General features: G+C 66.0%; 28 protein-coding genes. 12 read left to right on the top strand and 16 right to left on the bottom strand.

What is annotated here, in order from left to right; translation table 11 throughout:
- Positions 1-96: 96 nt before the first annotated feature.
- The 5 genes from DQG17_RS19700 to DQG17_RS19720 form a co-directional block, all read right to left on the bottom strand.
- Positions 97-1,203, bottom strand: a complete 1,107-nt coding sequence (locus tag DQG17_RS19700; RefSeq protein ID WP_116134583.1) for an FAD:protein FMN transferase — start codon at positions 1,201-1,203, stop codon at positions 97-99.
- Positions 1,203-1,757: a SoxR reducing system RseC family protein gene (locus DQG17_RS19705; protein WP_157973694.1), complete on the bottom strand. Its 555-nt coding sequence runs from the start codon at positions 1,755-1,757 to the stop codon at positions 1,203-1,205. Before DQG17_RS19705 ends, DQG17_RS19700 begins: the two co-directional genes overlap by 1 nt.
- A complete protein-coding gene (locus DQG17_RS19710) occupies positions 1,736-1,990 on the bottom strand; it encodes a 4Fe-4S binding protein (RefSeq protein WP_116134585.1) in 255 nt (84 codons plus the stop codon). The genes DQG17_RS19705 and DQG17_RS19710 overlap by 22 nt, the downstream gene beginning before the upstream one ends.
- Before the next feature lie 53 nt (positions 1,991-2,043).
- Positions 2,044-2,331 (bottom strand): 2Fe-2S iron-sulfur cluster-binding protein, encoded by a 288-nt coding sequence (locus DQG17_RS19715; RefSeq protein ID WP_116134586.1) that lies wholly within the window; start codon positions 2,329-2,331, stop codon positions 2,044-2,046.
- Positions 2,332-2,404: 73 nt separating this feature from the next.
- A complete protein-coding gene (locus DQG17_RS19720) occupies positions 2,405-3,682 on the bottom strand; it encodes an FprA family A-type flavoprotein (protein WP_116134587.1) in 1,278 nt (425 codons plus the stop codon).
- A gap of 575 nt (positions 3,683-4,257) precedes the next feature.
- Between DQG17_RS19720 and rsxA the strand changes: the two genes are divergently transcribed.
- Genes rsxA through DQG17_RS19755 form a run of 7 tightly spaced genes read left to right on the top strand, consistent with a single transcriptional unit; the run spans position 4,258 to position 9,749 of the window.
- Positions 4,258-4,839, top strand: coding sequence for an electron transport complex subunit RsxA (gene rsxA, locus DQG17_RS19725; protein ID WP_116134588.1), 582 nt, complete (start codon positions 4,258-4,260; stop codon positions 4,837-4,839).
- An 18-nt stretch (positions 4,840-4,857) separates the two neighbouring features.
- Positions 4,858-5,415: an RnfABCDGE type electron transport complex subunit B gene (locus tag DQG17_RS19730; RefSeq protein WP_116134589.1), complete on the top strand. Its 558-nt coding sequence runs from the start codon at positions 4,858-4,860 to the stop codon at positions 5,413-5,415.
- Positions 5,416-5,427: 12 nt separating this feature from the next.
- On the top strand, positions 5,428-6,969 hold the full coding sequence (rsxC, locus tag DQG17_RS19735) for an electron transport complex subunit RsxC (RefSeq protein WP_116134590.1): 1,542 nt from the start codon (positions 5,428-5,430) through the stop codon (positions 6,967-6,969).
- Complete coding sequence (locus DQG17_RS19740) at positions 6,966-8,048, top strand: RnfABCDGE type electron transport complex subunit D (protein WP_116134591.1); 1,083 nt, start codon at positions 6,966-6,968, stop codon at positions 8,046-8,048. Before rsxC ends, DQG17_RS19740 begins: the two co-directional genes overlap by 4 nt.
- Positions 8,045-8,752, top strand: a complete 708-nt coding sequence (gene rsxG, locus DQG17_RS19745) for an electron transport complex subunit RsxG (protein ID WP_116134592.1) — start codon at positions 8,045-8,047, stop codon at positions 8,750-8,752. The genes DQG17_RS19740 and rsxG overlap by 4 nt, the downstream gene beginning before the upstream one ends.
- On the top strand, positions 8,752-9,480 hold the full coding sequence (locus DQG17_RS19750; protein ID WP_116134593.1) for an electron transport complex subunit E: 729 nt from the start codon (positions 8,752-8,754) through the stop codon (positions 9,478-9,480). Before rsxG ends, DQG17_RS19750 begins: the two co-directional genes overlap by 1 nt.
- Positions 9,477-9,749 (top strand): RnfH family protein, encoded by a 273-nt coding sequence (locus tag DQG17_RS19755; protein WP_116134594.1) that lies wholly within the window; start codon positions 9,477-9,479, stop codon positions 9,747-9,749. Before DQG17_RS19750 ends, DQG17_RS19755 begins: the two co-directional genes overlap by 4 nt.
- 52 nt (positions 9,750-9,801) lie before the next feature.
- Here DQG17_RS19755 and DQG17_RS19760 read toward each other — a convergent pair whose 3' ends face one another.
- The 8 genes from DQG17_RS19760 to DQG17_RS19795 form a co-directional block, all read right to left on the bottom strand.
- Positions 9,802-11,424 (bottom strand): dihydroxyacetone kinase subunit DhaK, encoded by a 1,623-nt coding sequence (locus DQG17_RS19760; protein WP_116134595.1) that lies wholly within the window; start codon positions 11,422-11,424, stop codon positions 9,802-9,804.
- A gap of 11 nt (positions 11,425-11,435) precedes the next feature.
- Positions 11,436-12,431, bottom strand: a complete 996-nt coding sequence (locus DQG17_RS19765) for an ABC transporter ATP-binding protein (RefSeq protein WP_116134596.1) — start codon at positions 12,429-12,431, stop codon at positions 11,436-11,438.
- Positions 12,424-13,521 carry an ABC transporter ATP-binding protein gene (locus DQG17_RS19770; protein WP_116134597.1) on the bottom strand — a complete coding sequence of 366 codons (1,098 nt, stop codon included), beginning with the start codon at positions 13,519-13,521 and terminating at the stop codon, positions 12,424-12,426. The genes DQG17_RS19765 and DQG17_RS19770 overlap by 8 nt, the downstream gene beginning before the upstream one ends.
- Positions 13,514-13,882, bottom strand: coding sequence for a VOC family protein (locus DQG17_RS19775; protein ID WP_116134598.1), 369 nt, complete (start codon positions 13,880-13,882; stop codon positions 13,514-13,516). The genes DQG17_RS19770 and DQG17_RS19775 overlap by 8 nt, the downstream gene beginning before the upstream one ends.
- Positions 13,883-13,887: 5 nt before the next feature.
- Entirely contained in the window at positions 13,888-14,193 is a 306-nt protein-coding gene (locus DQG17_RS19780; RefSeq protein WP_116134599.1) for a hypothetical protein, read from the bottom strand.
- Positions 14,190-15,128: a carbohydrate ABC transporter permease gene (locus DQG17_RS19785; protein WP_116134600.1), complete on the bottom strand. Its 939-nt coding sequence runs from the start codon at positions 15,126-15,128 to the stop codon at positions 14,190-14,192. Before DQG17_RS19785 ends, DQG17_RS19780 begins: the two co-directional genes overlap by 4 nt.
- Complete coding sequence (locus DQG17_RS19790; protein WP_116134601.1) at positions 15,125-16,072, bottom strand: carbohydrate ABC transporter permease; 948 nt, start codon at positions 16,070-16,072, stop codon at positions 15,125-15,127. The genes DQG17_RS19785 and DQG17_RS19790 overlap by 4 nt, the downstream gene beginning before the upstream one ends.
- A gap of 105 nt (positions 16,073-16,177) precedes the next feature.
- Positions 16,178-17,494, bottom strand: coding sequence for an ABC transporter substrate-binding protein (locus DQG17_RS19795; protein ID WP_116134602.1), 1,317 nt, complete (start codon positions 17,492-17,494; stop codon positions 16,178-16,180).
- Positions 17,495-17,664: 170 nt separating this feature from the next.
- On the opposite strand from DQG17_RS19795, the gene DQG17_RS19800 reads away from it, so the two are divergent.
- From DQG17_RS19800 to DQG17_RS19815, 4 genes are all read left to right on the top strand, one after another.
- Positions 17,665-18,696: a LacI family DNA-binding transcriptional regulator gene (locus DQG17_RS19800; RefSeq protein WP_116134603.1), complete on the top strand. Its 1,032-nt coding sequence runs from the start codon at positions 17,665-17,667 to the stop codon at positions 18,694-18,696.
- 272 nt (positions 18,697-18,968) lie between these two features.
- The gene (locus tag DQG17_RS19805) at positions 18,969-19,775 is read left to right on the top strand and encodes a UDP-2,3-diacylglucosamine diphosphatase (protein WP_116134604.1); all 807 of its coding nucleotides are present in this window, start codon (positions 18,969-18,971) and stop codon (positions 19,773-19,775) included.
- A gap of 22 nt (positions 19,776-19,797) precedes the next feature.
- Positions 19,798-21,030, top strand: a complete 1,233-nt coding sequence (locus tag DQG17_RS19810) for a DUF3419 family protein (protein ID WP_116134605.1) — start codon at positions 19,798-19,800, stop codon at positions 21,028-21,030.
- Complete coding sequence (locus tag DQG17_RS19815; RefSeq protein ID WP_116134606.1) at positions 21,027-21,677, top strand: class I SAM-dependent methyltransferase; 651 nt, start codon at positions 21,027-21,029, stop codon at positions 21,675-21,677. The genes DQG17_RS19810 and DQG17_RS19815 overlap by 4 nt, the downstream gene beginning before the upstream one ends.
- 9 nt (positions 21,678-21,686) lie before the next feature.
- Here DQG17_RS19815 and DQG17_RS19820 read toward each other — a convergent pair whose 3' ends face one another.
- Genes DQG17_RS19820 through DQG17_RS19830 form a run of 3 tightly spaced genes read right to left on the bottom strand, consistent with a single transcriptional unit; the run spans position 21,687 to position 24,524 of the window.
- Positions 21,687-22,754: an ABC transporter ATP-binding protein gene (locus DQG17_RS19820; protein WP_116134607.1), complete on the bottom strand. Its 1,068-nt coding sequence runs from the start codon at positions 22,752-22,754 to the stop codon at positions 21,687-21,689.
- Positions 22,741-23,535 carry a metallophosphoesterase gene (locus DQG17_RS19825; RefSeq protein ID WP_116134608.1) on the bottom strand — a complete coding sequence of 265 codons (795 nt, stop codon included), beginning with the start codon at positions 23,533-23,535 and terminating at the stop codon, positions 22,741-22,743. The genes DQG17_RS19820 and DQG17_RS19825 overlap by 14 nt, the downstream gene beginning before the upstream one ends.
- Positions 23,532-24,524: a LacI family DNA-binding transcriptional regulator gene (locus tag DQG17_RS19830; protein ID WP_198666216.1), complete on the bottom strand. Its 993-nt coding sequence runs from the start codon at positions 24,522-24,524 to the stop codon at positions 23,532-23,534. Before DQG17_RS19830 ends, DQG17_RS19825 begins: the two co-directional genes overlap by 4 nt.
- Positions 24,525-24,709: 185 nt before the next feature.
- Between DQG17_RS19830 and DQG17_RS19835 the strand changes: the two genes are divergently transcribed.
- The coding region (locus DQG17_RS19835) for a hypothetical protein (RefSeq protein WP_198666217.1) at positions 24,710-24,913 on the top strand (204 nt) is incomplete at its 3' end.

Raw genomic sequence — 24,913 nt, forward strand, 5'->3', positions numbered from 1 at the left:
GTCGCGGCAGGCCGGGAAATACCCTGACCCGCCACCTGCGCCGGCAGGCGACGGGATTGTCGTGTAGCAGACAGGACAATGTGCCAAACAGGACGATCAGTTGATCGCGGCATCGCCTTGCAGCGGGACGATGACCATCTGCGGCAGCGGCCGCTCCTCGCCCGCATCCGAAGCGGCCTGAAGGCGCGCGGCCATGGCGGGCGTGGCATAGAAAGTTCCGTTGCGGTCGATCAGCAGCACCGCATCCGCGCCCATCGCGCGCGCCGTCGCGGCCATGCCGTCCGGGCCGGCCACGCACAGCGCGGTTGCGGCCGCATCGGCCCGCGCGCCGTTGGTGTCGAGCACGGTTGCCGACACGATATCGGTCACCGGCCAGCCGCTGCGCGGGTCGATGATATGGGAAAACCGCACGCCGTCCTGTTCGAGGAAGCGTTCGTAGTTGCCCGAGGTGAAGACAGCCTCTCCGGGATGGACCGAGAGTGCGGCCACAGCCCCCCAGCCGAAGGGATCGCGGATCGCCACCCGCCATTCGCGCGCGCCATGGGTGCCGATCACCAGAACGTCGCCCCCCGCGTTCAGAACCGCATTGCGGATGCCACGCCGTGAAAGCGTCGCGGCGGCAAGATCGAGCGCCGATCCCTTGGCAAAGCCGCCGAGATCGAGCTGAACCGCCGGATTGCGCGACGACACGATGTTGCCGTCGAACCGCAGGTCGGCCATCCGCGGCTGTGCGGCGGCAAGCCGCGCGATGGCCTCCCTGTCTGGCAGCGGACCCGAGGGCGGCACGTCGTCGTGAAACCCCCACAGCCCGATCAGCTTGCCGATCGCAGGGTCGAACAGGCCGCCGCTTTGCAACGACAACGCCTGCCCCTGACGCAGCACGGCCGCCAGTTCGTCATCGACCGGAAGCGAGGTGCCGCTGGCGATGGCATCGTTCAGCCGCCCCAGTTCGCCCGGCCGCCAGGCGTGCCAGTCGCGGTGAAAGCTCTGGAACATGCGGCCAAGCTCGGCAGTCGCGGCCTCGGCCTTTTGCGGGGGTTCGCCGTAAATGACGACCTCGACCAGGGTGCCAAAGACATAAAGCGTTTCGGAATGCACCGGATCGCGGTTTTCGGCCCGAAGCACCCCCGCCAGCGCCGCAATCGCGGCAAGGCAGAACGCGACCAGCGACAGCCGCAGACGGGTGCCCGCGCGACCGGCCATCAGCCGCGGCCCGATCCGGGCCCCGGGTTGGCCAGCCCCTCGATCCGCAGCGCCGATCCGGCGCGTTCCCGGCGGTCGGCACGGACAAGCGGCAGCGCGGACAGCGCAAGGGCGGGCACACAGAGCAAGGCCGTCGCCACATCGGACAGGCCAAGCGATGCCGACACGGCCGCAACGACGCAAAGAGCCGCCGGCGGCACCAGATAGGCGCGCGTCATCGCACCCAGAAACGCGCTGCTTTCCATCGCGACCACGACCTCGTCCCCGACCGACAGCGGCAGGGTCTGGCGCAGTCGCAGGTGTTGTTTGCCACCGATCAGCTCGGCCAGCGCCCCCGAGCCGCAGCTCGAACGCGAGGCACAGCTGGCGCAGCCCGCGGCGCGGTCGCCTTCCAGCTCGACATAGCCGTCGCCAAGCGCCGTGACCCTGAGGGTCTGGCGCATGGCGTCGTTGCGGTCCGACAGGTCCCCGCCTGTGCGGGGACACTCGGGCTCGGACATCCGGTCGCCGCAGAGGGCGTCCTTTGCCGCGGTCACGCTGCCGGAATGATGCATCCGTCTTCCATGCACACGTTCAGGCATTGCGGCATGTCGTGGTCGCCTTCGCATTCGGTGCAGACCGCGGGGTCGATGTAGAACACACCCTTTTTCGGGGTGATCGCGTTGGTGGGGCAGACGGGTTCGCAATCGCCGCAAGAGGTGCAGAGATCCGATACGATTTGCATTGCCATGGTGTCTTCCTTTCCGTGGTAGTCATCCCGTGGCCGGCAAGGCCACGGGCAAGGCAGTTGCGCACCATTGATCTAGCAAGGATCGTGCCAACTGCTGTCGCAGCGCCCCGTCAGGCCGGGCGAACCTTGATTTCGCCGCCCAGCACCTGGCACTGGCAGGCCAGCCGGTCGTTGCGCCCGGCGAGGTTTTCCTTCAGCACCCGCTGTTCCAGGACCGAGGGTTCGGACAGGTTCTCGCCGCCCTCGATCACATGGGTCAGGCAGGTGCCGCATTCGCCCTCGCGGCAGCCATAGGTGATGCCGGCGCCGACCTTCTCGGAGATTTCGATGATGCGGGTTCCCGACGGGACGTTCACGGTCAGGGCGACGTCGGCGAAGGTCAGTTTTGCATGGGCCATTTCGGTGTCCTTTCGAGTTCAACCGGCAGCTCTTCTGGTCTGACAGGCTGGGCGAAACCGATGGCCGGTGCCGTCACAGCAGGTCGGATATGTCAATCTCGCGCGCTGCGACCTCTCCGGTCAGATGGGCGGCCAGACGGCGGCCAAAGGCGCGGCAGTCCTCCAGCTCATCCTCGGTCGGGTGCAGCTTGATCTTGATGCCTTTTTCCGGCACCCGCATCTTCATCCCCTGCATCCGCGCCTCGACCATCGGCACCGCCTCGCCGGTCCAGCCATAGGAGCCGAAGGCGGCGCCAAGCTTGCCCTTGGTGTCGATGTCGACGAGGCCGGCGAGCAGATCCCACACGGTCTTGACCGCGTCGCCGTTGATCGTCGGCGTGCCAAAGGCCAGTGCGTCCGCTTCCTCGATCAGATCCACGAAGGGCGTCACCTCGCCGACCTGCAGATCGAACAGCGAGACCCGGACCCCGGGGTTTTCGGCGGCACCGGCATAGACCGCATAGGCCATCTGCGAGGTCGCGCCATAGGCGCTGACATAGAAGATCAGCAGCGTTTTCTGATTGCCCACTTCGCTTGCCAGCCGGGTCTTCACCAGGCGGCGATAGTGGGTGATGTATTCCCGCGGATGCGAACGCAGGATCGGCCCGTGGCTTGGCGCGATCATCGCGATGTCGAGCGGCTCGATCAGATCGAGCGCCTCGATCACATAGCGTTTGAAGGGCCGCATGATGTGTTCGAAATAATATTCGAACGAGAACCGGAAATCGCCGACGCAATCGTTGAACAGCCGTTCGTCGCAGAAATGGCAGCCCATCAGATCGCAGGTGAACAGCAACTGCTGTTCTTCCAGATAGGTGCACTGGGTGTCGGGCCAGTGCACATAGGGTGTGGTCAGGAACCGCAGCCTGCGATCGCCGAGCGAGACCGTGTCGCCGGTCCGCACCACCCTGACCGTATAGCTGTCGAAATCGTCCTTCAGCAGGGCGCGCAGAACCTGCACCCCGCGCGGTGACACGCAGATTTCGACATGCGGTGCCCGACGCAGCAATTCCGGCACCGCGCCGGTGTGATCAGGCTCCAGATGGTTGAGGACAAGGGTCGTGATCTCGTCATAGCGCGTGACGGCCTCGAGGCGGCGCAGGAAAGGGTCTGTGAACTCCTGCTTGACCGTGTCGATGATCGCAACGCCGCTGCTGCCGCGCACGGCATAGGAATTATAGCTGGTGCCGTTCGCCGTCCGCAGGATGATGTCGAAATTGCGCAGATGCGGGTCCAGCGCGCCGATCCACTGCACGCGGTCGGCAACCTCGACCGGCCGGATCGCCTCCGGCGGCTGTGATCCGCCCTGCATGTGAAGGCCGGAAGCCTGGAAAGGTGGCAAATCGAATTCCCTCTGCTTGGGTCGGCTGGCCAGAGCGGACCCGAAGTCAGGTGTCTGGCCGGCAGGCTCGCGACAACACATTCAGCAAGGATCGTGCCAAGCTGGGCGAGGGGCAGGTTCCCGGGGATTTCCGCCAACGGCGCGACTGGGATCGCAGAAAATGCGAAGCCGGGATGGCGTGTGGCTGCGCCAGGGCCGTCTTTGCGCGGTCGCAGCCCGCGGCGCCGCGTCCGACATGGGGCCGACAATTGTCGCAAAGACGACGTTGAGGGCCGGTGCCTGCGCTGTCGACAGCGGTCGGGGCGATGCGGGCCTTGGCCAGGGATCGCGCGCATTCCACGGATCTGCGGCGTCGGCGGGGCGGTCGGGCGATGAAATGGCGGCCGGATTCCTCGGTGAGCGGAGCTGCGCCTGCAACGGGAACCACCTGCGGTGCCAATTGGCACGGCGCTTGCTTCAACCCCAATCAGAGCCGCCGCATCCCGGCGCTGCCAGGCGGCAGGCGCCAGAGACCCGGACAGAGGCTGCGCCCGCGGAGCAAGAGAATGGAAGAATACCTCGTCATATTGTTGGGAACCGCGCTGGTGAACAACGTCGTGCTGGTGAAGTTCCTCGGACTTTGCCCGTTCATGGGGGTGTCGAAGAAGATCGAGGCCGCAATCGGCATGGGCTTTGCCACCACCTTCGTGCTGACGCTTGCGGCGGCGGCAAGCTGGGCGGTCGAGGCGCTGATCCTCGTCCCGCTGCATCTGGAATTCCTGCGCATCCTCAGCTTCATCCTGGTGATCGCGGCGATCGTGCAATTCACCGAGGCCTTCATTCGCAAGGCCTCGCCCGGTCTCTACCGCGCGCTTGGCATCTATCTGCCGCTGATCACCACCAACTGCGCGGTGCTCGGGGTCGCGTTGCTGAACGTTCAGGAACAGCACTCCTTCGCGGAAAGCCTGCTTTATGGCTTCGGATCGGCCGCGGGCTTCACCATGGTCCTCGTCATCTTTGCCGGGATGCGCGAGCGGATCGCCCGACTTGCCGTTCCGGTCCCGTTCTCGGGGCCGCCCATCGCCTTCATCACGGCCGGCCTTCTGTCCATGGCGTTCATGGGCTTTGCCGGCCTCGTCGCGAACTGATCGGATCGGAGACCTCCCATGATTGAAGCCATCGCAACGATGTCCGCGCTGGGGGTCGGGTTGGGTATCGTGCTCGGGGTTGCAGCGCGCAAGTTCCATGTCGAAACCCCGCCCATCGTCGACGAGATCGAGGCGGCGCTTCCGGGCACCAACTGCGGCCAGTGCGGGTTCGCCGGCTGTCATGCCGCGGCCGAAGCGGTGGCCGACGGCTCGGCCGTGGCGACCGTCTGCCCCCCCGGCGGGCGCGAAGTGGCGCTGAAGCTGGTCGAGATCGCGGGTCCCAGCTGTCACGCGGGCGGCGCCGATCTTGCCGGTCAGGAAGACGCCGGGCCAATGGCGGCCTTCATCTTCGAAGACCACTGCACCGGCTGCACCAAGTGCTACAAACGCTGCCCGACCGACGCGATCATCGGCGCGGCCAAGCAGATCCACAGCGTCATCTTCGATGCCTGCATCGGCTGCGATGCCTGTGTCGAGGTCTGCCCGACCGAGGCGATCATCATGCGCAGCAAACCTCGCACCCTTCGCAACTGGTACTGGCCGAAACCCGAAGAACACTTCGAGCCCGCCGCATAAGGACGCCGCGCGATGAAACTGTTTTCCCTCTCTTCTCTCAGACGCGGCGCGGACATGTTCTCGATCCGCGGCGGCATCCACCCCGAGACCAACAAATACCTGTCGGCAAAAAGCCCGATCGAAAAGATGCCGATGCCCAGCATCATCCGGGTTCCGCTGCAGCAGCACATCGGGGCCGAGGCGGTGCCGCTGGTGAAACGCGACGACCTGGTGCTGAAGGGCCAGCTGATCGGCAAGGCGCGCGGGCCGATCTCGGCCAACGTCCATGCGCCGACCTCGGGGCGGGTCATCGCGGTGGGGCATTTCACGGCGCCGCACCCCTCGGGCCTGCCGGTGGCGACGATCACGATCCGTCCCGATGGCGAGGATCGCTGGGGCCCGCACCTGCCGCGTCTGCGCCCCGAGGACGCGGACCCAAAGGACATCGCCCAGCGGGTGATGGAGGCGGGCATCGTCGGCATGGGGGGCGCGACCTTCCCGGCGGCCGTCAAGCTGAACCTGCGCGAACGCTATCCGCTGCACACGCTGATCATCAACGCCGCCGAATGCGAACCCTACCTGACCTGCGACGACCGGCTGCTGCGCGAACGGGCCGAGGAAGTGGCCGACGGCATCTGGATCATGGCAAAGGCGCTTGGCGTCGAGAAGGTCATCGTCGCCATCGAGTCGAACAAGCCCGACGCCATCGAGGCGATGCGCCGCCATATCCTGGCCGCCGGGCCGAATGCGCGGGTGATGCGGGTTCCCACGCTCTATCCGATGGGCTCCGAGAAACATCTGGTCCAGACCGTGACGGGCCTTGAGACCCCGGCGCGCGCGCTGACCGCCGAACTTGGTGTCGTCGTGCACAATGCGGCGACGGCGCATGCGGTCCACAAGGCGGTGCGCTATGGCGAGCCGCTGATCTCGCGGGTGCTGACGGTCTCGGGCCATGGCATCAAGCGGCCGGCGAACATCGAGGTTCTGATCGGCACGCCGGTCTCCGAGATCATCGACCATTGCGGCGGGCTCGAGGGCGAGCCCGAACGCATCCTTCTGGGCGGCCCGATGATGGGCCTGCCGATCCAGAGCCTGCGGGTCCCGGTGATCAAGGGCACCAACGGCATTCTTGCGCTGCAAAAGACCGAGTCCCGCCAGAAGGCGGCGATGCCCTGCATTCGCTGCGGCGGCTGCATCAAGGTCTGCCCCTGCGGGTTGATGCCGATGGAAATGCACGCCCGGATCCGGAACGACGATCTGGATGGCGCGGTCGATATCGGCCTGCTCGACTGTATCGCCTGCGGCTCCTGTTCGTTCAACTGCCCGTCGAACATCCAGCTTGTGCAGGGCTTCAACTATGCCAAGGGGCGGCTTGCCTTCAAGCAAAGCCAGAAGCACCAGCAGGAAGAGACCAAGCGCCTGGCCGATGCGCGCAATATCCGCCAAGAGGCTATCGCCGAGGCCAAGCGTCAGGCCATGGCCAAACGCAAGGCCGAGATGGCCGAGCGCAAGAAGGCCGAGGCCGCCGCCGCGTCCGGGGCCGCGCCAGAGACCCCGAAGGAGGCTGCGGAATGACCGTTCGTGTCGTCTCAAGCGGGCCTCATGCCCATTCCATGTTCTCGGTCACCCAGACCATGGCCATGGTGGCGGTGTGCCTTGCCCCGGCAACGGGGCTTGGGTTCTATCAGTTTGGCTGGCCGGCGATCCTGCTGTTTCTGGTCACGATTTTCAGCGCGGTGGCGTTCGAGGCAGTGTGCCTGATCGTCGCGCAACGTCCGGTGGCGCGCTTTCTGCTCGACGGCTCGGCGGTGCTGACCGGGTGGATCCTTGCCATGACGCTGCCGCCCTGGGCGCCCTGGTGGGTCGGGACGGTCGGGGCCTTCATCGCCATCGTGATCGGCAAGCAGGTCTATGGCGGGATCGGGCAGAACATGTTCAATCCCGCGATGGTGGCGCGTGCCATGCTGCTGATATCGCTGCCGGTCCAGATGACCGTCTGGGTCCTGCCCGATCCGCTTGGCGCAGCGGGCGCGCCCGACCTCTGGCAGTCGCTGGCGATAACCTTCGGGGGCGGCGGCGATGTCGACGCGGTCAGCAGCGCCTCGACCCTGGGCTTTGTCAGTGCACAGCTTGGCGGCGGGCTGCCGCTCGACCAGATCATGGCGCAGACATTCTCGATCCGCGACCTGTTCTATGGCCATGTTCCGGGCAGCCTGGGCGAGACGAGTGCCGCCCTGATCCTCGCCGGGGGCTGCCTGCTGATCGCCATGCGCATCATCACCTGGCACATTCCGGTCGCGGTGCTGGGGGCGGCGGCGGCACTTTCGGGGGCGCTTCACTGGGCCGATCCGGCAAGCTTCCCCTCGCCGCTCTGGCATCTGACCTCGGGGGCGCTGATGCTCTGCGCCTTCTTCATCGCGACCGATTATGTCACCTCGCCGGTCTCCGCCCGCGGCCAGCTGATCTATGGCGCCGGCACCGGGGCCCTGATCGTGATCATCCGCACCTGGGGGTCGTTCCCCGAGGGCGCAGCCTTTGCGGTCTTGCTGATGAACGCCTGCACGCCGCTGATCGACACCTATACCCGTCCACGCATCTTCGGGCGCGACCGCAAGGGCAAGCCGCTCGAGATCGCCAAGGGAGCGCGCCCATGACCGAGGGTTCCGCCGTCGCCGAGGCCGCCGAACATCCCGCATCGCCCGGTTGGCTGCGGGGCAGGATCGACGCCTTCCGCACCGCGCCGATTGCGCACGGGCTGCTGCTCGGGCTGTTTTCGCTGCTGACCGCGCTGGTGCTGGCCGTCGTCAACGACCTGACCCGCGGCGCGATCGAGGATCGGGCGACCGAGGATCTTTATGCCTCGCTGGCGCAGGTGATCCCCGACGACATCCGCGACAACGAGGTCACAGCCGGGCCGCTGACCCTCGACGATCCGCAGGAAGGGCCGGTGACGGTCTATCGCGCGCTGCAGGGCGGCAAGGTCACCGGCACCGCCTATGAGATGATCGGCTATGGCTATGGCGGGCGGATCGAGGTGCTTCTGGGCGTCGATCCGGACGGTCAACTGCTGGGGGTGCGGGTTCTGTCGCACGCCGAGACGCCCGGTCTGGGCGACAAGGTCGAGGCGGCGAAATCCGACTGGATCTTCCGCTTCACCGGGTTGTCGCTGGGCAACCCCGGCCCCGACGCCTGGAAGGTCAAGCGCGACGGCGGGTCCTTTGACCAGTTCTCCGGCGCGACGATCACCCCGCGTGCCGTGGTCGGTGCCGTCCGCAGGGGGCTCGAGTTCTTCGGGCGCAACCAGCCGGCGCTGCTGGCGGCGCCCGCCGACACAACCGCTTCACCGGAGGCCAAGTGATGTCCGCAGATTATTCGAAGATCGCCCGCAGCGGCCTTTGGGACGACAATATCATCTTCGGCCAGATGCTGGCGCTCTGTCCCTTGCTCGCGGTCACCGGGACCGCGACCAACGGGCTTGGCATGGGGCTGGCTACCGCGGCGGTGCTGGTGATGTCGGGGGTCGCGATCTCGCTGGTGCGCAACGCCATCACGCCCGAGATCCGCATTCCCGCCTTCGTGCTGGTCATCGCCTGTATCGTGACCGTGGTCGACATGGCGCTGAACGCCTGGCTGCACGATCTGCACAAGGTGCTGGGGCTGTTCATCCCGCTGATCGTCACCAACTGCGCCATCCTCGGCCGGGCCGAGGCCTTTGCCTCGCGCAACTCGGCGCCGGCGGCGGCGTTCGACGGGCTGATGATGGGGCTCGGGTTCACCGCGTCGCTGGTGTTCGTGGGGGCCTGCCGCGAGATCCTGGGGTCCGGCACGCTGTTTGCCAATGCCTCGGTGCTGCTGGGGCCGCGGCTCGGGTTTCTCGAGATCACGGTCATCCCCGATTACGACGGCTTCCTGCTGCTGATCCTGCCGCCCGGCGGATTCATCATTCTGGGGTTCCTGCTGGCCCTGAAATCCATTGTGGATTCGCGCCAGCGCGCCTCGGGCCACACGGCTGACAGCCGGCTTCCCAAGGTCTTCACTGCAGCGGGCGTCCTGTCGCCCGAGCCCGAAGGAGAGACAGCGCGATGAATGTCGGGGTCGCCTATGCCAAGCAATCGGCGCAAGCCTGGATCAAGATCGAGGTCCCCGAGGGATCGAGCGTCGAGCAGGTGATCGAGCTTTCGGGGTTGCTGCAGCAATTCCCCGAGATCGATCTTGCCGTCAACAAGGTCGGCATCTTCGGCTCGGTCGCAAAGCTGACAGCGACGGTCAAGGATGGCGACCGGGTCGAGATCTATCGCCCGATCCACCCCGAGGCCGAGTTGCTGGAACGACGGGACGCGAAAGCCCAGGCCTAGAGCCGGTGGCCGGGGGGCACCCCCCGGCCCCGCATGAGGCAACCCCAAAGGCTCACGCCGACAGATGTTCGAACAGACGGGCGACCGCCTCGGCGCCCGGATCGACCTGCCCGCGCAATTGTTCGGCGTTGATATAGGACGACCGCCCGGCATTGGCGCGGGTCATCCCGGCTGTCCGGTTTGCGCCCTCGCGGGCGGCCTTCGCCGCCGCGGGCAGGCCCTCGGGCAGTTTTTCCAGCGCGGGCAGCAACGCGTCGATCATGGTGCGGTCACCCATCCGGGCGCCGCCGATCTCCTGCATCCGGGCAAGCCCGGCCTTGAACGCCTCGCGCTGCGACTGGCCGCTCGAGGCCGCATCGCCCGTGGCGGCAAAGAAGATCGCCAGCAACACGCCGGAGGATCCGCCCATGGTCTGGCTCAGTTCGAGCCCGATGGCGCGGTAAAGCTGCGTGTGATCGGCCAGCGGCAGCCGGTCCATCGCCCCGATCAGCGCCCGCGCGGCACCGGCAAGCGTCGAGCCGGTGTCGCCATCCCCCGCCTTTGCGTCGAGCGCGTTCAGATCGGCCTCGGCCTTGAGGAACACCTCGCAGCAGCGGGTCAGGAAGGCGCGCGTCGGCGGATGATCCGAAGGCACCGGCCGGATCGGCCGCAGCCCGTCGGGCAGTTCGACAACCCCGACAGGGACCAGCGTCGACAGGCCGGGCCAGGCAGCGAGCGGTGTCGGCGCGGCCAGTGCGACCAGATCCTCGGCACTTGCCGGATAGACCGAGACCGAGAAGCCGCGCATTTCGAGCGAGGTCATCAGGGATGCCGGCCCGACCAGATGTTTCAGACGGCCGCCGATCGGCGAGCGCACCAGTTCATGGGCAAGGATCTGCATCTCCAGCACCGAGGTGCCGCCAAGGTTGTTCAGGATCGCCACATGCGGCCGGCCGGGCGCCATATGGGCCGCCAACCTGTCTGCCACCATCCGCATCGCGCTTTGCGCGTCGGTATAATCGACCTGCTCCACCCCGGCCTCGCCATGGATGCCAAGCCCGAGCTCGGCCTTGCCGCTCTGGATGCGCTGTTCCTTGGGCGAGCCCGGCACCGTGCAGGTATCAAGCGACATGCCGATCGATTTTGTGCCCGCGATCACCCGGTCTGCCGCGGCGGTCACGGTGTCCAGATCCGCCCCGCTCTCTGCCAGCGCCCCGGCGATCTTGTGCACGAACAGCGTGCCCGCGACGCCGCGCGCCTGCGGCAGATCGGGCAGCGCGATGTCGTCGTCGACCACCACCATCCTGACCTTCAGCCCGAAGGCGCGGGCGCGTTCCGCCGCAAGGCCGAAGTTCAGCCGGTCGCCGGTATAGTTCTTGACGATCAGCAGGCAGCCCGCAGGCCCCGTCACCGCCAGGATGCCGGCCAGAACCGCGTCGACCGAGGGCGAGGCGAAGACGTCGCCACAGACCGCCGCGGTCAGCATCCCCTTGCCGACGAACCCGGCGTGGGCCGGTTCGTGCCCCGACCCGCCGCCCGAGACCAGCGCCACCCGGGTCCTGTCCCAGTCGGTGCGCAGGATCACCCGGATATGCGGATAGCCGTCGAGCCGCGCGAGCCGTCCGCCCGAGGCGGCGATCAACCCGTCCACAGCCTCGGCGACGATGTCTTCCTTCCTGTTGATGAACTGTGTCATGGGGTCCTCCCTCAGTGAACGCGGGCGCCGGTGGCATCGAAAAAGAACGGACGCTCCGGCCGGATCTTGACGGTGTCGCCGGGCCGCAGGCCGGTATGGGCGTCGGTCACGGTGATCAGATCGTGACCGAGGAACGACAGGTGCAGCCGGGTCTGGTCGCCCAGATGTTCGACCCGGGTCACGGTGCTGTCCGCGCCCTCGCCCTGATGGATCTGTTCCGGGCGCAGGCCGATGGTCCTTGCCCCCGGCGGCCGTTCCCCGAACAGGTCTGCCGGCAACAGGTTGATCCGCGGCTGGCCAAGGCGGCTGGCGGCATAGAGGCTGACCGGATCCTCGTAGATCTCGCGCGGGCTGCCGATCTGCACCAGCCTTCCGCGGTCGAGCACGCCGACATGGGTCGCCATGGTCATCGCCTCGATCTGGTCATGGGTGACATAAAGGAAGGTCGCGCCCGATCCGGCCTGGATGTTCTTCAACTCGATCCGCAGGTCGGCGCGCAGCTTGGCGTCGAGCGAGCTGAGCGGTTCGTCCATCAGATAGACCGCCGGATTGCGCACCAGCGCGCGCCCGATCGACACCCGCTGCATCTCGCCGCCCGACAGGGTCGTCGCACGATTGTCGAGCTTGTGGGCGATCTGCAGCGTCTCGGCCACCTCCTGCACCTTGCGCGCGATCCGGTCGGGCGGGGTCCGCAGCAGCGGCGATTTCAGCGGAAAGGCCAGATTTTCGCGCACCGACATATGCGGGTAGAGCGAATATTGCTGGAACACCATCGCGACGTTGCGCTGTGCGGGCGTCATGCCCGTCACCGCCGTGCCGCCGATCCGCACCTCGCCCGCATCCGGCCGGTCAAGCCCCGCGACGATGCGCAGGGTGGTCGTCTTGCCCGCCCCGGTCGGCCCCAGCAGCACCATGAAGGCGCCATCGGGCACCGTCAGCGTGACCGCGTCGAGCGCAACCGTGTCGCCAAAGCTCTTGCCGATCCCGGAGAGTTCGATTTCAGCCATGGTCCAGCACCCGTTCGTTTGCTGCCGACCGCAACGCCCTGCCGCTGTCGCGGTCAAACAAGGTCAGTGTCCGCGGGTTGAAGGCGAGGCCGGTCGTCGCGCCGACCCGGACCGGATCGCTGCTGGCGGTGCGGGCCTTGACCTCGCCATGTTCGGTCTGAAGGGTCACGATCTGGGTGGTGCCGAGGTATTCGACCGCCAGAACCCGCCCGCGATAGTCCGCGGCATCGTCGAGCCGGATATGTTCGGGCCGCACGCCCAGCACCAGCGCGCCCTTGCCCCCGTCGCGGGCCTGCGGGATCGCGAACCGGTTGGCGCCAAGGGCGACCTCGGTCGCGCCGGGCGCCACGCTGCCGTCAAAGCCCAGAAAGTTCATCGGCGGCGAGCCGATGAAGCCCGCCACGAACATGGTTGCCGGCCAGTCGTAGATGTCCTGCGGAACGCCGAACTGTTCAACCACGCCGTGGTTCATCACCACGATCTTGTCGCCCATCTGCATGGCCTCCAACTGGTCGTGGGTCACATAGACGGTGGTCGCGCCCATCCGGTCGTGCAGCGCGCGCAGTTCCTCGGCCATATGTTCGCGGAATTCCGCGTCGAGCGCGCCAAGCGGTTCGTCCATGAAGAATGCCTTGGGCTCGCGGACAATGGCACGGCCAAGCGCGACGCGCTGCCGGTCGCCGCCCGAAAGCCCGCCGACCGGCTTTGACAGGATGTCCTCGATCCCGAGGATGCGCGCGACCTCGGCCACCCTTGTGCGGGTTTCGGCCCGCGATACGCCTTGACTGCGCAGCGGGTAGGCGATGTTCCGGCCGACCGTCATGTGCGGATAGAGCGCGAACATCTGGAACACGAAGGCGATGTCGCGCTGGCTGGCGGGTTTCTGCCCGACCTCCTCGCCATCGATATAGATCTGCCCCGAGGTTGGCAGTTCGAGCCCCGCCATCATGCGCAGCGTCGTCGTCTTGCCGCAGCCCGAGGGGCCGAGCAGCATGAAGAATTCGCCATCCGCGATGGTGAAGGACGAGGATTTCACCGCCGTGAAGCTGCCGAAATCCTTGCGCAGGTTCTCGATCACGATCTCAGCCATCGGCGATCTCCTGGGCTGCACGGATCAGATTGCCGTCATGGTCGATCAGGGCGCATTCGCGCATCCCCCAGGGCTTGTCCTCGGCCGGCTGAAACCGCGGTACGCCCTTGGCCGGCAGCGCAAGTGCCGCCACCTCGGCCGAGAACGCATCGACATCCGAAGGCCGCAGGAACGCGCCGTGGTCGTTGGTGGCCGGCAGGGTGCCCGGCGAGAGAAAGAAATGCAGCTCGGCCGCGTCGCGTTTCGTCACCAGATAGGAGTCCGCGGCCTTGAACACCGTGGCAAAGCCGAGCCGGGCATAGAATGCCTCGGTCGCGTCGATGTCGCGCGAGGGCAGGATCGGCGAAAGTTTCTCCAGCATGGCACTCAATCCGGGAAATGGCTGACGACGATGAACATCACCGTGCCGACCAGCGTGACAAGAAAGGACCAGGTGTAGGCCCACAGGAAGAACGGCTGCATCAGCATCACCACGCCCAGACCGATCAGGATCGAGGCCGCCATCTCCCACGGGCCGCGCACCAGCAGGCGGTCGGCCGGGTGGATGCGGTACTTGACATGGGGTTCCTCCTCGGGCGTGCCCCAGTCGGGCCGTGGCAGGGTCTTTTCCGCTGCCAGTTCGTCCTTTGTCAGGTTGCGGTCGGGATCGAAGGGGGAGTGAATCCGTTTCATTTGCGCACCGCTCCGAAGGTAATGCCGCGCAGCAGATGTTTGCGCAGAAGGATGGTGAAGATCATCACCGGCAGCAGGAAGATCGTGGCGCCCGCGGCAACGGCGGGCCAGTCCTGACCGCCGACACCGATGATCGTTGGGATGAAGGGCGGGGCGGTCTGTGCCGTGCCGCTGGTCAGCAGCACCGCAAAGGCATATTCGTTCCAGGCGAAGATCAGGCAGAAGATCGCGGTCGAGGCGATGCCCGTCGCCGCCTGCGGCAGCACCACCTTGTAGAAGGCCTGAAACCGCGTGTAGCCGTCGATCAGCGCCGCTTCCTCGTATTCGAGCGGGATCTCGTCGATGAACCCCTTCAGCAGCCAGACCGCCAGCGACAGGTTCACCGCCGTGTAAAGCAGGATCATGCCGGCATGGGTGTCGCTCAGCCCCAGCGCGCGGAACATCAGGAAGATCGGGATCGCCACCGCAATCGGCGGCATCATCCGCGTCGACAGCACGAAGAACAGCAGATCGTCCTTCAGCGGCACCTTGAAGCGCGAAAAGGCATAGGCCGCGAGCGTCCCAAGCGACACCGACAGGAAGGTCGAGCCGAAGCCGATGATGACCGAATTCATGAAGCGCTCGCCAAACCGCGAGGGCCCGGCGATCACCAGCCCGCGGGCATGCACGATCTCCTCGTACCAGGTCTGGGGCGGATGCGCGGCCAGAAACTCCTGCGTCTGCCGGGTCTGGGTGGTGAACAGGTTCACATAGCCTTCAAGCGTCGGCGAGAAGAACACCTTGGGCGGATAGGCGATGGAATCGGCCGAGGATTTGAACCCGGTGGCGACGATCCAGATCAGCGGCAGGATGGTGATCAGCGCATAGCCCGCGACAAGAAGGCCGGCGATCCATTTCTGCCCGCGCGAGGGTTCGGTGATCGAAAATCCGCTCATCTTTCCTTCACCTTGTTCAGTGCCTTTACATAGATCGAGGCCAGCCCGAAGACGGTCACGAACAGGATGATCGCGTAGGCCGAGGAATAGCCCGTGCGCCATTTCTCGAAGGCTTCGCGCTTGAGGTCGATCGAGGTCAGCGTGGTGGTGTTGCCGGGTCCGCCGCCGGTCAGTTGCACCACGAGGTCGAACATCTTGAAGTTCTCGATGCCGCGGAACAGGACCGCCAGCATCAGGAACGGCAGCGTCATCGGAATGGTGATGGTCCAGAACTGCCGCCAGGACGAGGCGCGGTCGCATTCGGCCGCCTCATAGATCGCATCGGGGATCGAGCGCAGCCCGGCCAGGCAGATCAGCATCACGAACGGCGTCCACATCCAGGTATCGACGATCACGATGGCCCAGGGCGCCAGCGCCACGTCGCCGATCATGGTGAAACTCGTCGGGTCGATGCCGGTGAAGAATGCGACCACGTAATTGAACAGCCCGATCTGCGGCTGATAGAGGAAGGTCCAGAAATTGCCCACCACCGCCGGCGACAGCATCATCGGCAGCACGATGATGGTGGTCCACAGGTCGTTTCCTTTGAACTTGCGGTTGATCAGCCAGGCCAGCGTGAAGCCGATCAGCACCTGAAACACCAGCGTCCAGACCAGAAAATGCGCCGTCGCCTGCATGGTCCGCCAGATGTCGGGATCGGTCAGGATGCGCTGATAATTGCTCAGTCCCACCCAGGAAACCTCGGCATTGGGCCGGTTCGCCCGGAAATTGGTAAAGCTGAGCCGGATCGTCCAGATCAGCGGAAAGATGTTCACCGCAAGCAGCAGGAAGATCGTCGGCGCCACGAAGATCCAGGCAATGGCCCGGTCCGACAGCCCCCTGATCTGCCGGGCGGCACCCGGCGGTGTGGCCGCCGCAGCGCGCCCGATCATCGAGTTCGACATCTGTGGTTCCTAAAGTCCGTGGGGATGCACGCGGGACAGGGCTGTCCGGCCCTGCCCCGCACGCCTGCGCCCTCTGGGGAGAAGACGGGCGCGGGGCCTTTCGGATTACATCTTGCCTTCGTCCTGGAAGATCTCGGTCCAGTCCGCGACAAGCGCATCGAGCGCCTCCTGCGCGGTTCCCTGGCCCGCCACGACATAGCTGTGGACGCGATCCTGCATCGACAGAAGCAGCGAGGCATAGGCCGGTTCGGCCCAGAAGTCCTTCACGATCGCCATCGAATCGAGGAAGGTCTGGGCATAGGGCTGGCTGGTGGCGAAGTCGGGGTTTTCGACCACGGCGCGCATCGCCGAGGCGCCGCCCATGTCCCACCAGCGCTGCTGGATCTCGGGTTGGGCGAACCACTTGATATAGTCGAGCGCCGCGTCCTTGCTGTCGGTATAGGACACCACCGATATCCCCTGCCCGCCCAGCTGGGCGAAATGGCCGTCGGGACCTTCGGGGTTGGCGAAATAGCCGGATTTGCCGCCGCCGACGTTCGGGTCGGCCTCGACCCCCGGCCAGATGAAGGCAAAGTTCATCTGCAGCGCCACCTGACCGGATTTGTAGGCGTCGATATCCTCGGACATGTACCAGTCCGACGAGCCCGGGGGCGTGCAGCAGTCATAGAGCTCCTTGTAGAACTCGAGCCCCTTGGCCGCCTCGGGGGAATTGACCACGCCTTCCAGCTGGTACGGGTTCTCGGGCGTGCCGTAGTCGAAACCATAGTTATACAGCACGTTCGTCACGCCCATGGTGATCCCTTCCGAGCCGCGCTCGGTATAGATCGCCGCGCCATAGACGGTCTTGCCGTCGATCTCGCGCCCCTGGAAGAACTTGGCCACGTCCATCAGTTCATCGAGCGTCGTCGGCGCCTCGAGCGGCCGGCCGTATGTCTCCTGGAACTCGGCCTGAAGCTCGGGGCGGTCGAACCAGTCCTTGCGATAGGTCCAGCCGACCACATCGGCATAGGCCGGCAGCGCCCAGTAGTTCGGCGTGCCCTTCGGCCATTCGGCATATCCCTTCACCGTGGCCGGCAGGAAGTCGTCCATGGTGATGCCGTTGGCCTCGAAGAAGTCGTTGAGCTTGATGTAATGGCCCGCCTCGGCGCCAAGACCGATCCACTGGCTGTCGCCGATCATCAGGTCACAGAGCTTTCCGCCGGAATTCAGCTCGTTCAGCATCCGGTCGGCGAAGTTCGGCCAGGGGACGAATTCGAACGACATCTTGTTGCCCGACTGGGCCTCGAAATCCTTCGACAATTCGACCAGCGCGTTGGCCGGGTCCCAGGCCGCCCAGCAGAGCGTCAGGTCGTCGGCCCGTGCGGCGGCGGTCGCCGCCGTCAGCGCGACGGCTGCGACGGACAAGGTGCGTGTGCAGTGCATTTGGTCTCCTCCCTGAAGGCCGGGTTCTCCTCTCCCCGACTCTTGCCGGTCAATTGTTACATGAGGCACGCACATCACAGCAAGAAAATTCTGAGGTGCGTACCTCATTCGCATTGCACTTCCGCTCCGATATATGAAAGATTGCTGCGACACCGGACCGGAGTCCCGCGATGCGCCCCACAACCAAAGACCTTGCAAAGGCCGCCGGCGTCAGCCTGGCGACGGTCGACCGCGTGCTGAACAACCGCCCCGGCGTGCGCAAGGAAACCGTTGCATCGGTCATTGGCGCCATCGAGAGGATCGGATTCGTCCGCAACCAGTCGGCGGCCAATCTGGCGCGCGGACGCAGCTATCGCTTCGAGTTCCTGTTGCCCGAAACCGGCGACGATTTCATGGCCGCGCTGATCGACCGCATCGAGGAATCGCGCCTCGCGCTGCTGTCGGATTCGATCGAGGTCGCCTTTCACTGCACGCTGCCGAACGACCCGCATTCGGCCGCCGCGTTGCTGGGGCGGGTGTCGGCGGAACGGGTCGACGGCGTCGCGATCATGGCGCCGGAAAGCCCGCAGTTGCGCGACGCGACCAGCCGTCTGATCGGACGCGGGGTGCAGGTCGTGCAATTCCTCTCGGGTCAGCCCGACCTCCGCCCGCTCGATTTCGTCGGTGTCGACAACAACTCTGCCGGGGCGACCGCGGGTCGGCTTCTCGGCCGGTTTCTCGGCCCGCGGGCGGGCAAGATCCTTGTGGTGTCCGAGACCATGAATGCGCTCGACAGTGTCGAGCGTCGTCTGGGGTTCGACCGGGTCCTGACCTCGGATTTTCCCGCGCTCACCCCGCTGCCGTCGCTTGAAACCTTCGGCGATCCCGTGCGTACCGAAACCGTGGTGCGCACGTCCTATGCCAATCACCCCGACATCATCGGCGCCTATATCCTCGGCTCCGAGGCGCGGCTGCCGCTCGAGGCGATCCGCGACGCCAGCGATCCGGCAGGCCAGGTCATCATCGCCCACGAACGCACCCGCTATACCGAGGAGATGCTGCGCAACCGGGTCCTCGATGCCGTCATCGCCCAGAACCCCGGCCATCTGGTCCGAAGCGCGATCAGATTGCTGAAGGCACGCTGCGATCGCCGCCCGCCGCTGGCATCGCAGGAACAGATCCGCATCGAGATCCTGATCGAGGACAATCTCGACGTTCTGTGACCGCGGCCGCAGACCGGCAGGCGGCGCGTCCGGCCATGACCCACAGGCGCATTCCCCTCGCCTCCCGCCCCGGACCCATTGGGCTTCGGACAACTGGCGCAATCCGCCGCGCGCGGATTTTGATGGACGACGGCAGTCTGGGCTTCTACTGTCCCGCTCGCTAATGGATTGCTGGGCGATGCCGCTTCCTGGGAAGGCATTCGCTCTTGTCCGTCATGGATTTGTGACACGCGTCGCCTAGGACGACAGAAAGCCGCCACTCAAGTAAGCCCTTGCGCCATAGAACCATATTCCTTTCCGACATCCACCTTGGAACGCGTGGATGTCAGGCCGAGCTCTTGCAGAGCTTTCTCGCGCATTACGATGCCGATACGATCTATTTGGTCGGCGATATTTTTGACGGCTGGAAGCTGCGGCGCGGATGGCACTGGCCTCAGGGTCACAACGACGTGGTGCAGGCATTGCTGGACAAGGCGGGGCATGGCACCCGGATCGTGTTCATCCCCGGCAACCATGACGAGGTGATGCGCAGCTATCTCGGCACGCATTTCGGCGGAATCGAGGTGGTCGAAAACGCCGATTTCGTCGCGCTGGACGGCAAGCGGTATCTGGTGACCCATGGCGATCAGTTCGACGTTATCGTGATGAATGCCAAGTGGCTCGCGCTGCTGGGGGATCGCGCCTATGGTTTTCTGATCTGGCTCAACCCGCGGATCAATCAGGTGCGGCGGCTGTGGAGCGCGCAATACTGGTCGCTGTCGAAATGGGCCAAGCAGCAGGTCAAGCAGGCGGTCAACTTTATCGGCGAGTACGAAGAGGTGCTGGCCGACGACGCCCGCCGCGGCGGTTACGATGGCGTGATCTGCGGCCATATCCATCACGCGAACATTCGCATGATAGACGAAATCCACTATGTCAACACGGGCGACTGGGTTGAAAGCTGCACCGCGATTGTCGAGGATCCCGATGGCTCGCTGCGGCTGATCGACTGGGAGGCCGCGATGACGCGCAAGCGGATGCTGGCCCGCAAGGTTGCCCGCCGCCGGTCGAAGAAGAACAAAGAGCTGTCCGAGCCTTGAGGGCGGCAACAAGGGATCACGCATGAGCCAGACACAGACCGTGGACGACCAGATCGGCGCAGCGGTGAACCAGAACGCTGTCTCGACCCGGGAAGGCGTGCTCGAACGCGCCTTCGGGCGGCTGTTCCGCGGCCTCGTCTATGCCCAGATCTGGGAGGATCCGGTCGTCGACATGCAGGCGCTGGCGCTGACCGGGCAGGACCATGTCGTCTGTCTCGCCTCTGGCGGCTGCAACATGATGTCCTATCTCAGCGCCGGGCCCGCATCGATCACCGCGGTCGATCTGTCGCCCGCCCATGTCGCGCTGAACCGGCTGAAGCTTGCCGCCGCGCAACACCTGCCGGACCACGCGGCGTTCCATGACATGTTCGGCCATGGCAACCGGGCCTCGAACGTTGCGGCCTTCGACCGTTACCTGGCGCCGCATCTCGATGAACAGACGCTGAAATACTGGACCGAGCGGACGCCCTCGGGCCAGCGCAAGCAGATCTTTCGCAAGGGGCTGTATCGCCACGGATTGCTGGGCCGGTTCATCGGGGCCGTGCACCTGATCGCCCGCCTTGGCCGGGTCGATTTCCGCCCGCTGCTGGAAGCCCGCAGCCTTGAGGAACAGACCGCGTTTTTCGACGCCCGGATTGCGCCGCTTTACGATTCCCCCGGCGTCCGGTTTCTGGCGCGCCGCCGCGCCTCGCTGTTCGGTCTGGGCATTCCGCCCGCGCAATACGAGAAGCTCGCCGCCGATGCCGGTGGCGACATCATCCCGGTCTTGAAAGAGCGTACACGGAAACTGTTCTGCGATTTCCCGATCGAGGACAATTATTTTGCGTGGCAGGCGGCCTCTCGCGGCTATAATCCCGATGGCACGGGGCCGATGCCGCCTTATCTGGAACCGGGGAATTTCGATGCCGTGCGGGCAAACGCGCCGCGGGTGACGGTGCTGAACCGGTCGGTCACCGACATGCTGGCCGGTCAGCCCGACGCATCGAAGCACGCCTATGTCCTGCTCGATGCGCAGGACTGGATGAGCGACCGGCAGTTGAATGCGCTCTGGGCCGAGATCACCCGCACCGCGGCACCCGGCGCGCGGGTCATCTTCCGCACCGGCGGCGTGCCCGACATCCTGCCCGGACGTGTCGTGCCCGAGGTTCTGGATCGCTGGAGCTATGACGCGGCGGCCTCGCGCGAGGGCACCCGCGCGGACCGTTCGGCGATCTATGGCGGCTTTCACGTCTATCGGCTGAAGGCCTCGAGATGACCGACCACGCGGATGCGCACGGCGCCCTGATGGACGGGATCTATCGCTATCAGCGGCGGATCTATGACGTGACGCGGAAATATTACCTGCTCGGCCGCGACCGGCTGATCGCACAGATCGATCCGGGCAAGGACGCGCATATCCTCGAGGTTGCCTGCGGCACCGGCCGCAATCTCGACCTGATCGGCAGGCGCTATCCCGGCCGCAACCTCTATGGTCTCGATATTTCCGCGCAGATGCTCGAAACGGCGCAGGCCAAGCTCGGGGGCCGCGCGAGGCTGGCGCTTGGCGATGCCTGCAGTTTCGATCCGCAGGCATTGTTCGGGCGGCGCGATTTCGATCACGTCGTGCTGTCCTACAGCCTGTCGATGATCCCCGACTGGCGCGCCGCGCTCGGCGAGGCGCTGTCCCATGTTGCCGAGGGCGGCACGCTGCATCTGGTCGACTTCGGGGATCAGGCGGGTCTGCCGAAGGTGTTCAAGACAGCCCTTTGCACCTGGCTCGATCAGTTCCACGTCACGCCGCGGGTCGAACTGGCCGACGAACTGACCGCCCTTGCCGAGCGGCAAGGCGTCACGGCCGAGCAGCACTATCTGTTCCGCGGCTATGCCCAGATCGGCCGCATCGACAAGGCGCAGGCGGCCTGAGGGCCGGCCTCAGCCCTGCGAATCGGCCGGACCCTCGGGGTCAAAGCACAGGACCGCCGGGTTTCGGACGCCAATGAAGATGTCGCTGCCATTGCTGAAGGCATGGTTGCCGGGTTCGATCAGCCGGATCTCCTGCGCGCCCGCCTGGCAGAACAGCACCTTCTGACTGCCCATGTCCTCGATATGGTCGAGCCGCACCGGACAGCCCGCCTCGGCGACGCAGAGGTTTTCCGGCCGGATGCCAAGGCTGACGACGGTCGCTTCGGCCGTACCGGCCATCGGTTTGGGCAGCGGCAGGGTCAGGCCGAAACGGCTCTCGGCCGTCAGGCCACCGGGCGCCACCACCGCATCGAAGATGTTGATCTGCGGCGCACCGACGAATTCGGCGACAAAGCGGGTGCGCGGCGCGTGGTACAGCTCGTGCGGGGTGCCGAACTGGGCGATCTGGCCGTTGTTCAGCAGGATGACCCGGTCGGCGAGCGTCATCGCCTCGACCTGATCGTGGGTGACGAAGATGCTGGTCGCGCCGATCCGGTCGTGCAGCTTGCGCAACTCGGTCCGCATGGTGCCGCGCAGCCTGGCGTCGAGGTTCGACAACGGCTCGTCGAACAGGAATACCGCCGGTTCGCGGGCGATGGCGCGGGCGATGGCGACGCGCTGGCGCTGGCCGCCCGACAATTGCGCGGGCCGGCGGTCGAGCAGCGGGGCAAGCTCCAGCAGCTCTGCAACCTCGGCGATCCGGGTCCGACGTTCGGGCTTTGGCATTCCGGCGACGCGCAGGCCATAGCCGATGTTGCCCGCCACCGTCAGATGCGGATAGAGCGCATAGTTCTGGAACACCATCGCGCAGCCGCGATCCTTGGGCGCTGCCTGATCGACACGCTTGCCCGCGATGTGGATCTCGCCCGAGCCGACCTCCTCCAGCCCCGCGATCATGCGCAGCAAGGTCGACTTGCCGCATCCCGACGGGCCGAGGACGACGACGAATTCGCCCTTTTCGATCCCGGCCTCGACGCCACGGATGACCGGGGTCTGGCCGAAGGATTTGGTGACGCCGCGCAGCTCAACATAGGGCATCGGGGGGTTCCTTTGCGGTGATGGGCAGGGTCAGGCGATGCAGCGCAAAGGCATCGCGGTCGAACATCAGCACGCCAAAGCCCGGGGGGGCCTGCGGATCGTCCTCGAAGACCGGGGCATCGAACCGCGGGCGGGATTGCTGAAAAAGCGAGGGCAGGCAAAGTGCCGGAACCCCGGCCACGGTTGCGGCAAGCGGCATGTGGCAATGGCCAAAGACGACCGCGCGCACCTTGCCCGGATGGCGGCCAAGGCAGGCCGCAAAACCCGCGCGGTCATCGAGCCCGATGGCATCGAACGCCGGCGCAAAGGTCCGGATCGGCGGGTGGTGCAGAAAGACAAAGCCGGGCTGGGTGGCGGCGGCCAGTTCAGCCTCCAGCCAGTCGCGCCGCCCCCCCGCCAGACTGCCGCCGGACCGGCCGGGATCGTGGCTGTCGAGCAGATAGCAGGGCGTGCCGTCCGCCGTCCGCAGGGTCTGCTGGACCGGGCCTGCGCCGCCGAACACCTGACGGAACCGGGGCCGGTCGTCGTGATTGCCGAGCATCAGTTGGACCGGCACCGGGCTGGAGGCGATCATCGCCTTCAGCCGCGCATAATCCCCGGCCCCGCCCCGGTCGGACAGATCGCCCAGCACGATCACCGCCTGCGCATCGGCGTGCCGGGCGGCGACCTGCCCGAACGCGGCGGCAAGACAGGCCTCGGGGTCAGGCGTCCGCGCGCCGGGCTGTCCCAGATGCAGGTCGCTCAACAGCACCAGTTTCTGCACGGGGGTCGCGGCGGTCATCGCGTCGTCTCCCGCACGATCAGGCTGACCGGGATGCGCCGCCGGATCGGTGCGAGGCCGGGCGCGGCAAGCCGTGCTTCGAGGATCTCCATGATCTCGGCAACCACACGCGCCACCGGATAGTCGAGCGTCGTCAGCCGATAGCTGCGCCGCGCCGCCGCCGGAACGTTGTTGAACCCGATGACCGCAAGATCGCGCGGCACCGCCAGACGCAACGCGCCCGCCGCCTCGAGCACGCCAAAGGCCAGACGGTCGGTGGCGCAGAACACCGCGTCGGGCCGGTCGCTGCGGCTCAACATCCGCGATGCGGCCTCGAAGATCGCCTCGTCGTCGCGGCCGCCGGCCTCGAACCGGGCGGGTTCGATCCCGGCCGCGGCCATCTGGGCGTGAAACCCCGCCAGCCGCTCGTCGTTGGAAAAGCTTGGCCGCTCAACGCCGAACCAGGCCGGCCGCTGACAGCCGCCGCGCAGGAACATCGCCGCCGCCTGCCGCCCGCCGTCGCAATTGGCCGCCACCACCGCATCGACCCCGGGGGTGTCGAGGATCCGCCCCGCCAGGATCACCGGCAGCCCGATCCGCACACAGGCCCTTGAGGCATCGAGCGGCATTGTGCCGGCCGCGATGATCACCGCGTCCGAGCGGTCGTCGATGGCCTGATAGACGCCGCCCGACAGATCCGCCTGCTTGCTGGCCGGGGCGACGATCAGACGGCGGCCGCTGTCGGCCAGCGCCTCGGCCAGTGCCTCGAGGAACTGCGAATCGAAAGGGTCGTGCATCCGCCCCGTGACCAGCGTGACCGAGCGGGTCTGCTGCCTGACCAGGCTTTGCGCGGCTGACGAGGGGCGATAATCGAGCGTACCGGCGACCTGAAGGATTCGGGTCTTCTTGTCGGCGCTGAGGCTGCCGCCGGAAAAGGCCCGCGACACCGCCGAAACGGAAACGCCCGCCTCGCGGGCCACATCCTTGATCGTCGAACGCCTGCGATTCATTGGTCCCGCCATGTATCCGGCCAGTGGTTGCAAACGATTTCAAACATTTCGGCGCGAGAGAAAAGCCCATTTCGCCCTTTGTCATGAAAGCTTCGAACTTCGTTCATGCAAGTGACTCACCCGGCGCAGAAAAAGAGTTGCAAACGGTTTCAAGCCTGCCAGACTTATCACGGGGAGATCTGAACATGAAACATCATCTGGGAACCGCCCTTGTCACGGTACTTGCCTTCACGGCCAGTGCCGGCTGGGCAGAGAAACTTGTGATTGCCGGCCGCGATGGCGGATACGGCAAGGCGCTCGAAGTTGCGGTCGCGGCCTATACCAAGGCCCATCCCGACGTCGAGGTCGAGCGGCTGGAGCTGACCGGCGGCGGCCTGCTGGAAAAGGTG

The organism is Tropicimonas sp. IMCC34043 (assembly GCF_003390845.1).
Classification (GTDB): domain Bacteria; phylum Pseudomonadota; class Alphaproteobacteria; order Rhodobacterales; family Rhodobacteraceae; genus Tropicimonas.

What these genes read in the sequence shown, in the direction of transcription:
- DQG17_RS19700 (WP_116134583.1), bottom strand. Translation starts at nt 1,203, where the DNA reads ATGGCCGGTCGCGCGGGCACCCGTCTGCGGCTGTCGCTGGTCGCGTTC.
- DQG17_RS19705 (WP_157973694.1), bottom strand. Translation starts at nt 1,757, where the DNA reads ATGCATCATTCCGGCAGCGTGACCGCGGCAAAGGACGCCCTCTGCGGC.
- DQG17_RS19715 (WP_116134586.1), bottom strand. Translation starts at nt 2,331, where the DNA reads ATGGCCCATGCAAAACTGACCTTCGCCGACGTCGCCCTGACCGTGAAC.
- DQG17_RS19720 (WP_116134587.1), bottom strand. Translation starts at nt 3,682, where the DNA reads ATGCAGGGCGGATCACAGCCGCCGGAGGCGATCCGGCCGGTCGAGGTT.
- rsxA (WP_116134588.1), top strand. Translation starts at nt 4,258, where the DNA reads ATGGAAGAATACCTCGTCATATTGTTGGGAACCGCGCTGGTGAACAAC.
- DQG17_RS19730 (WP_116134589.1), top strand. Translation starts at nt 4,858, where the DNA reads ATGATTGAAGCCATCGCAACGATGTCCGCGCTGGGGGTCGGGTTGGGT.
- rsxC (WP_116134590.1), top strand. Translation starts at nt 5,428, where the DNA reads ATGAAACTGTTTTCCCTCTCTTCTCTCAGACGCGGCGCGGACATGTTC.
- DQG17_RS19740 (WP_116134591.1), top strand. Translation starts at nt 6,966, where the DNA reads ATGACCGTTCGTGTCGTCTCAAGCGGGCCTCATGCCCATTCCATGTTC.
- rsxG (WP_116134592.1), top strand. Translation starts at nt 8,045, where the DNA reads ATGACCGAGGGTTCCGCCGTCGCCGAGGCCGCCGAACATCCCGCATCG.
- DQG17_RS19750 (WP_116134593.1), top strand. Translation starts at nt 8,752, where the DNA reads ATGTCCGCAGATTATTCGAAGATCGCCCGCAGCGGCCTTTGGGACGAC.
- DQG17_RS19755 (WP_116134594.1), top strand. Translation starts at nt 9,477, where the DNA reads ATGAATGTCGGGGTCGCCTATGCCAAGCAATCGGCGCAAGCCTGGATC.
- DQG17_RS19760 (WP_116134595.1), bottom strand. Translation starts at nt 11,424, where the DNA reads ATGACACAGTTCATCAACAGGAAGGAAGACATCGTCGCCGAGGCTGTG.
- DQG17_RS19765 (WP_116134596.1), bottom strand. Translation starts at nt 12,431, where the DNA reads ATGGCTGAAATCGAACTCTCCGGGATCGGCAAGAGCTTTGGCGACACG.
- DQG17_RS19770 (WP_116134597.1), bottom strand. Translation starts at nt 13,521, where the DNA reads ATGGCTGAGATCGTGATCGAGAACCTGCGCAAGGATTTCGGCAGCTTC.
- DQG17_RS19775 (WP_116134598.1), bottom strand. Translation starts at nt 13,882, where the DNA reads ATGCTGGAGAAACTTTCGCCGATCCTGCCCTCGCGCGACATCGACGCG.
- DQG17_RS19780 (WP_116134599.1), bottom strand. Translation starts at nt 14,193, where the DNA reads ATGAAACGGATTCACTCCCCCTTCGATCCCGACCGCAACCTGACAAAG.
- DQG17_RS19785 (WP_116134600.1), bottom strand. Translation starts at nt 15,128, where the DNA reads ATGAGCGGATTTTCGATCACCGAACCCTCGCGCGGGCAGAAATGGATC.
- DQG17_RS19790 (WP_116134601.1), bottom strand. Translation starts at nt 16,072, where the DNA reads ATGTCGAACTCGATGATCGGGCGCGCTGCGGCGGCCACACCGCCGGGT.
- DQG17_RS19795 (WP_116134602.1), bottom strand. Translation starts at nt 17,494, where the DNA reads ATGCACTGCACACGCACCTTGTCCGTCGCAGCCGTCGCGCTGACGGCG.
- DQG17_RS19800 (WP_116134603.1), top strand. Translation starts at nt 17,665, where the DNA reads ATGCGCCCCACAACCAAAGACCTTGCAAAGGCCGCCGGCGTCAGCCTG.
- DQG17_RS19810 (WP_116134605.1), top strand. Translation starts at nt 19,798, where the DNA reads ATGAGCCAGACACAGACCGTGGACGACCAGATCGGCGCAGCGGTGAAC.
- DQG17_RS19815 (WP_116134606.1), top strand. Translation starts at nt 21,027, where the DNA reads ATGACCGACCACGCGGATGCGCACGGCGCCCTGATGGACGGGATCTAT.
- DQG17_RS19820 (WP_116134607.1), bottom strand. Translation starts at nt 22,754, where the DNA reads ATGCCCTATGTTGAGCTGCGCGGCGTCACCAAATCCTTCGGCCAGACC.
- DQG17_RS19825 (WP_116134608.1), bottom strand. Translation starts at nt 23,535, where the DNA reads ATGACCGCCGCGACCCCCGTGCAGAAACTGGTGCTGTTGAGCGACCTG.
- DQG17_RS19830 (WP_198666216.1), bottom strand. Translation starts at nt 24,524, where the DNA reads ATGAATCGCAGGCGTTCGACGATCAAGGATGTGGCCCGCGAGGCGGGC.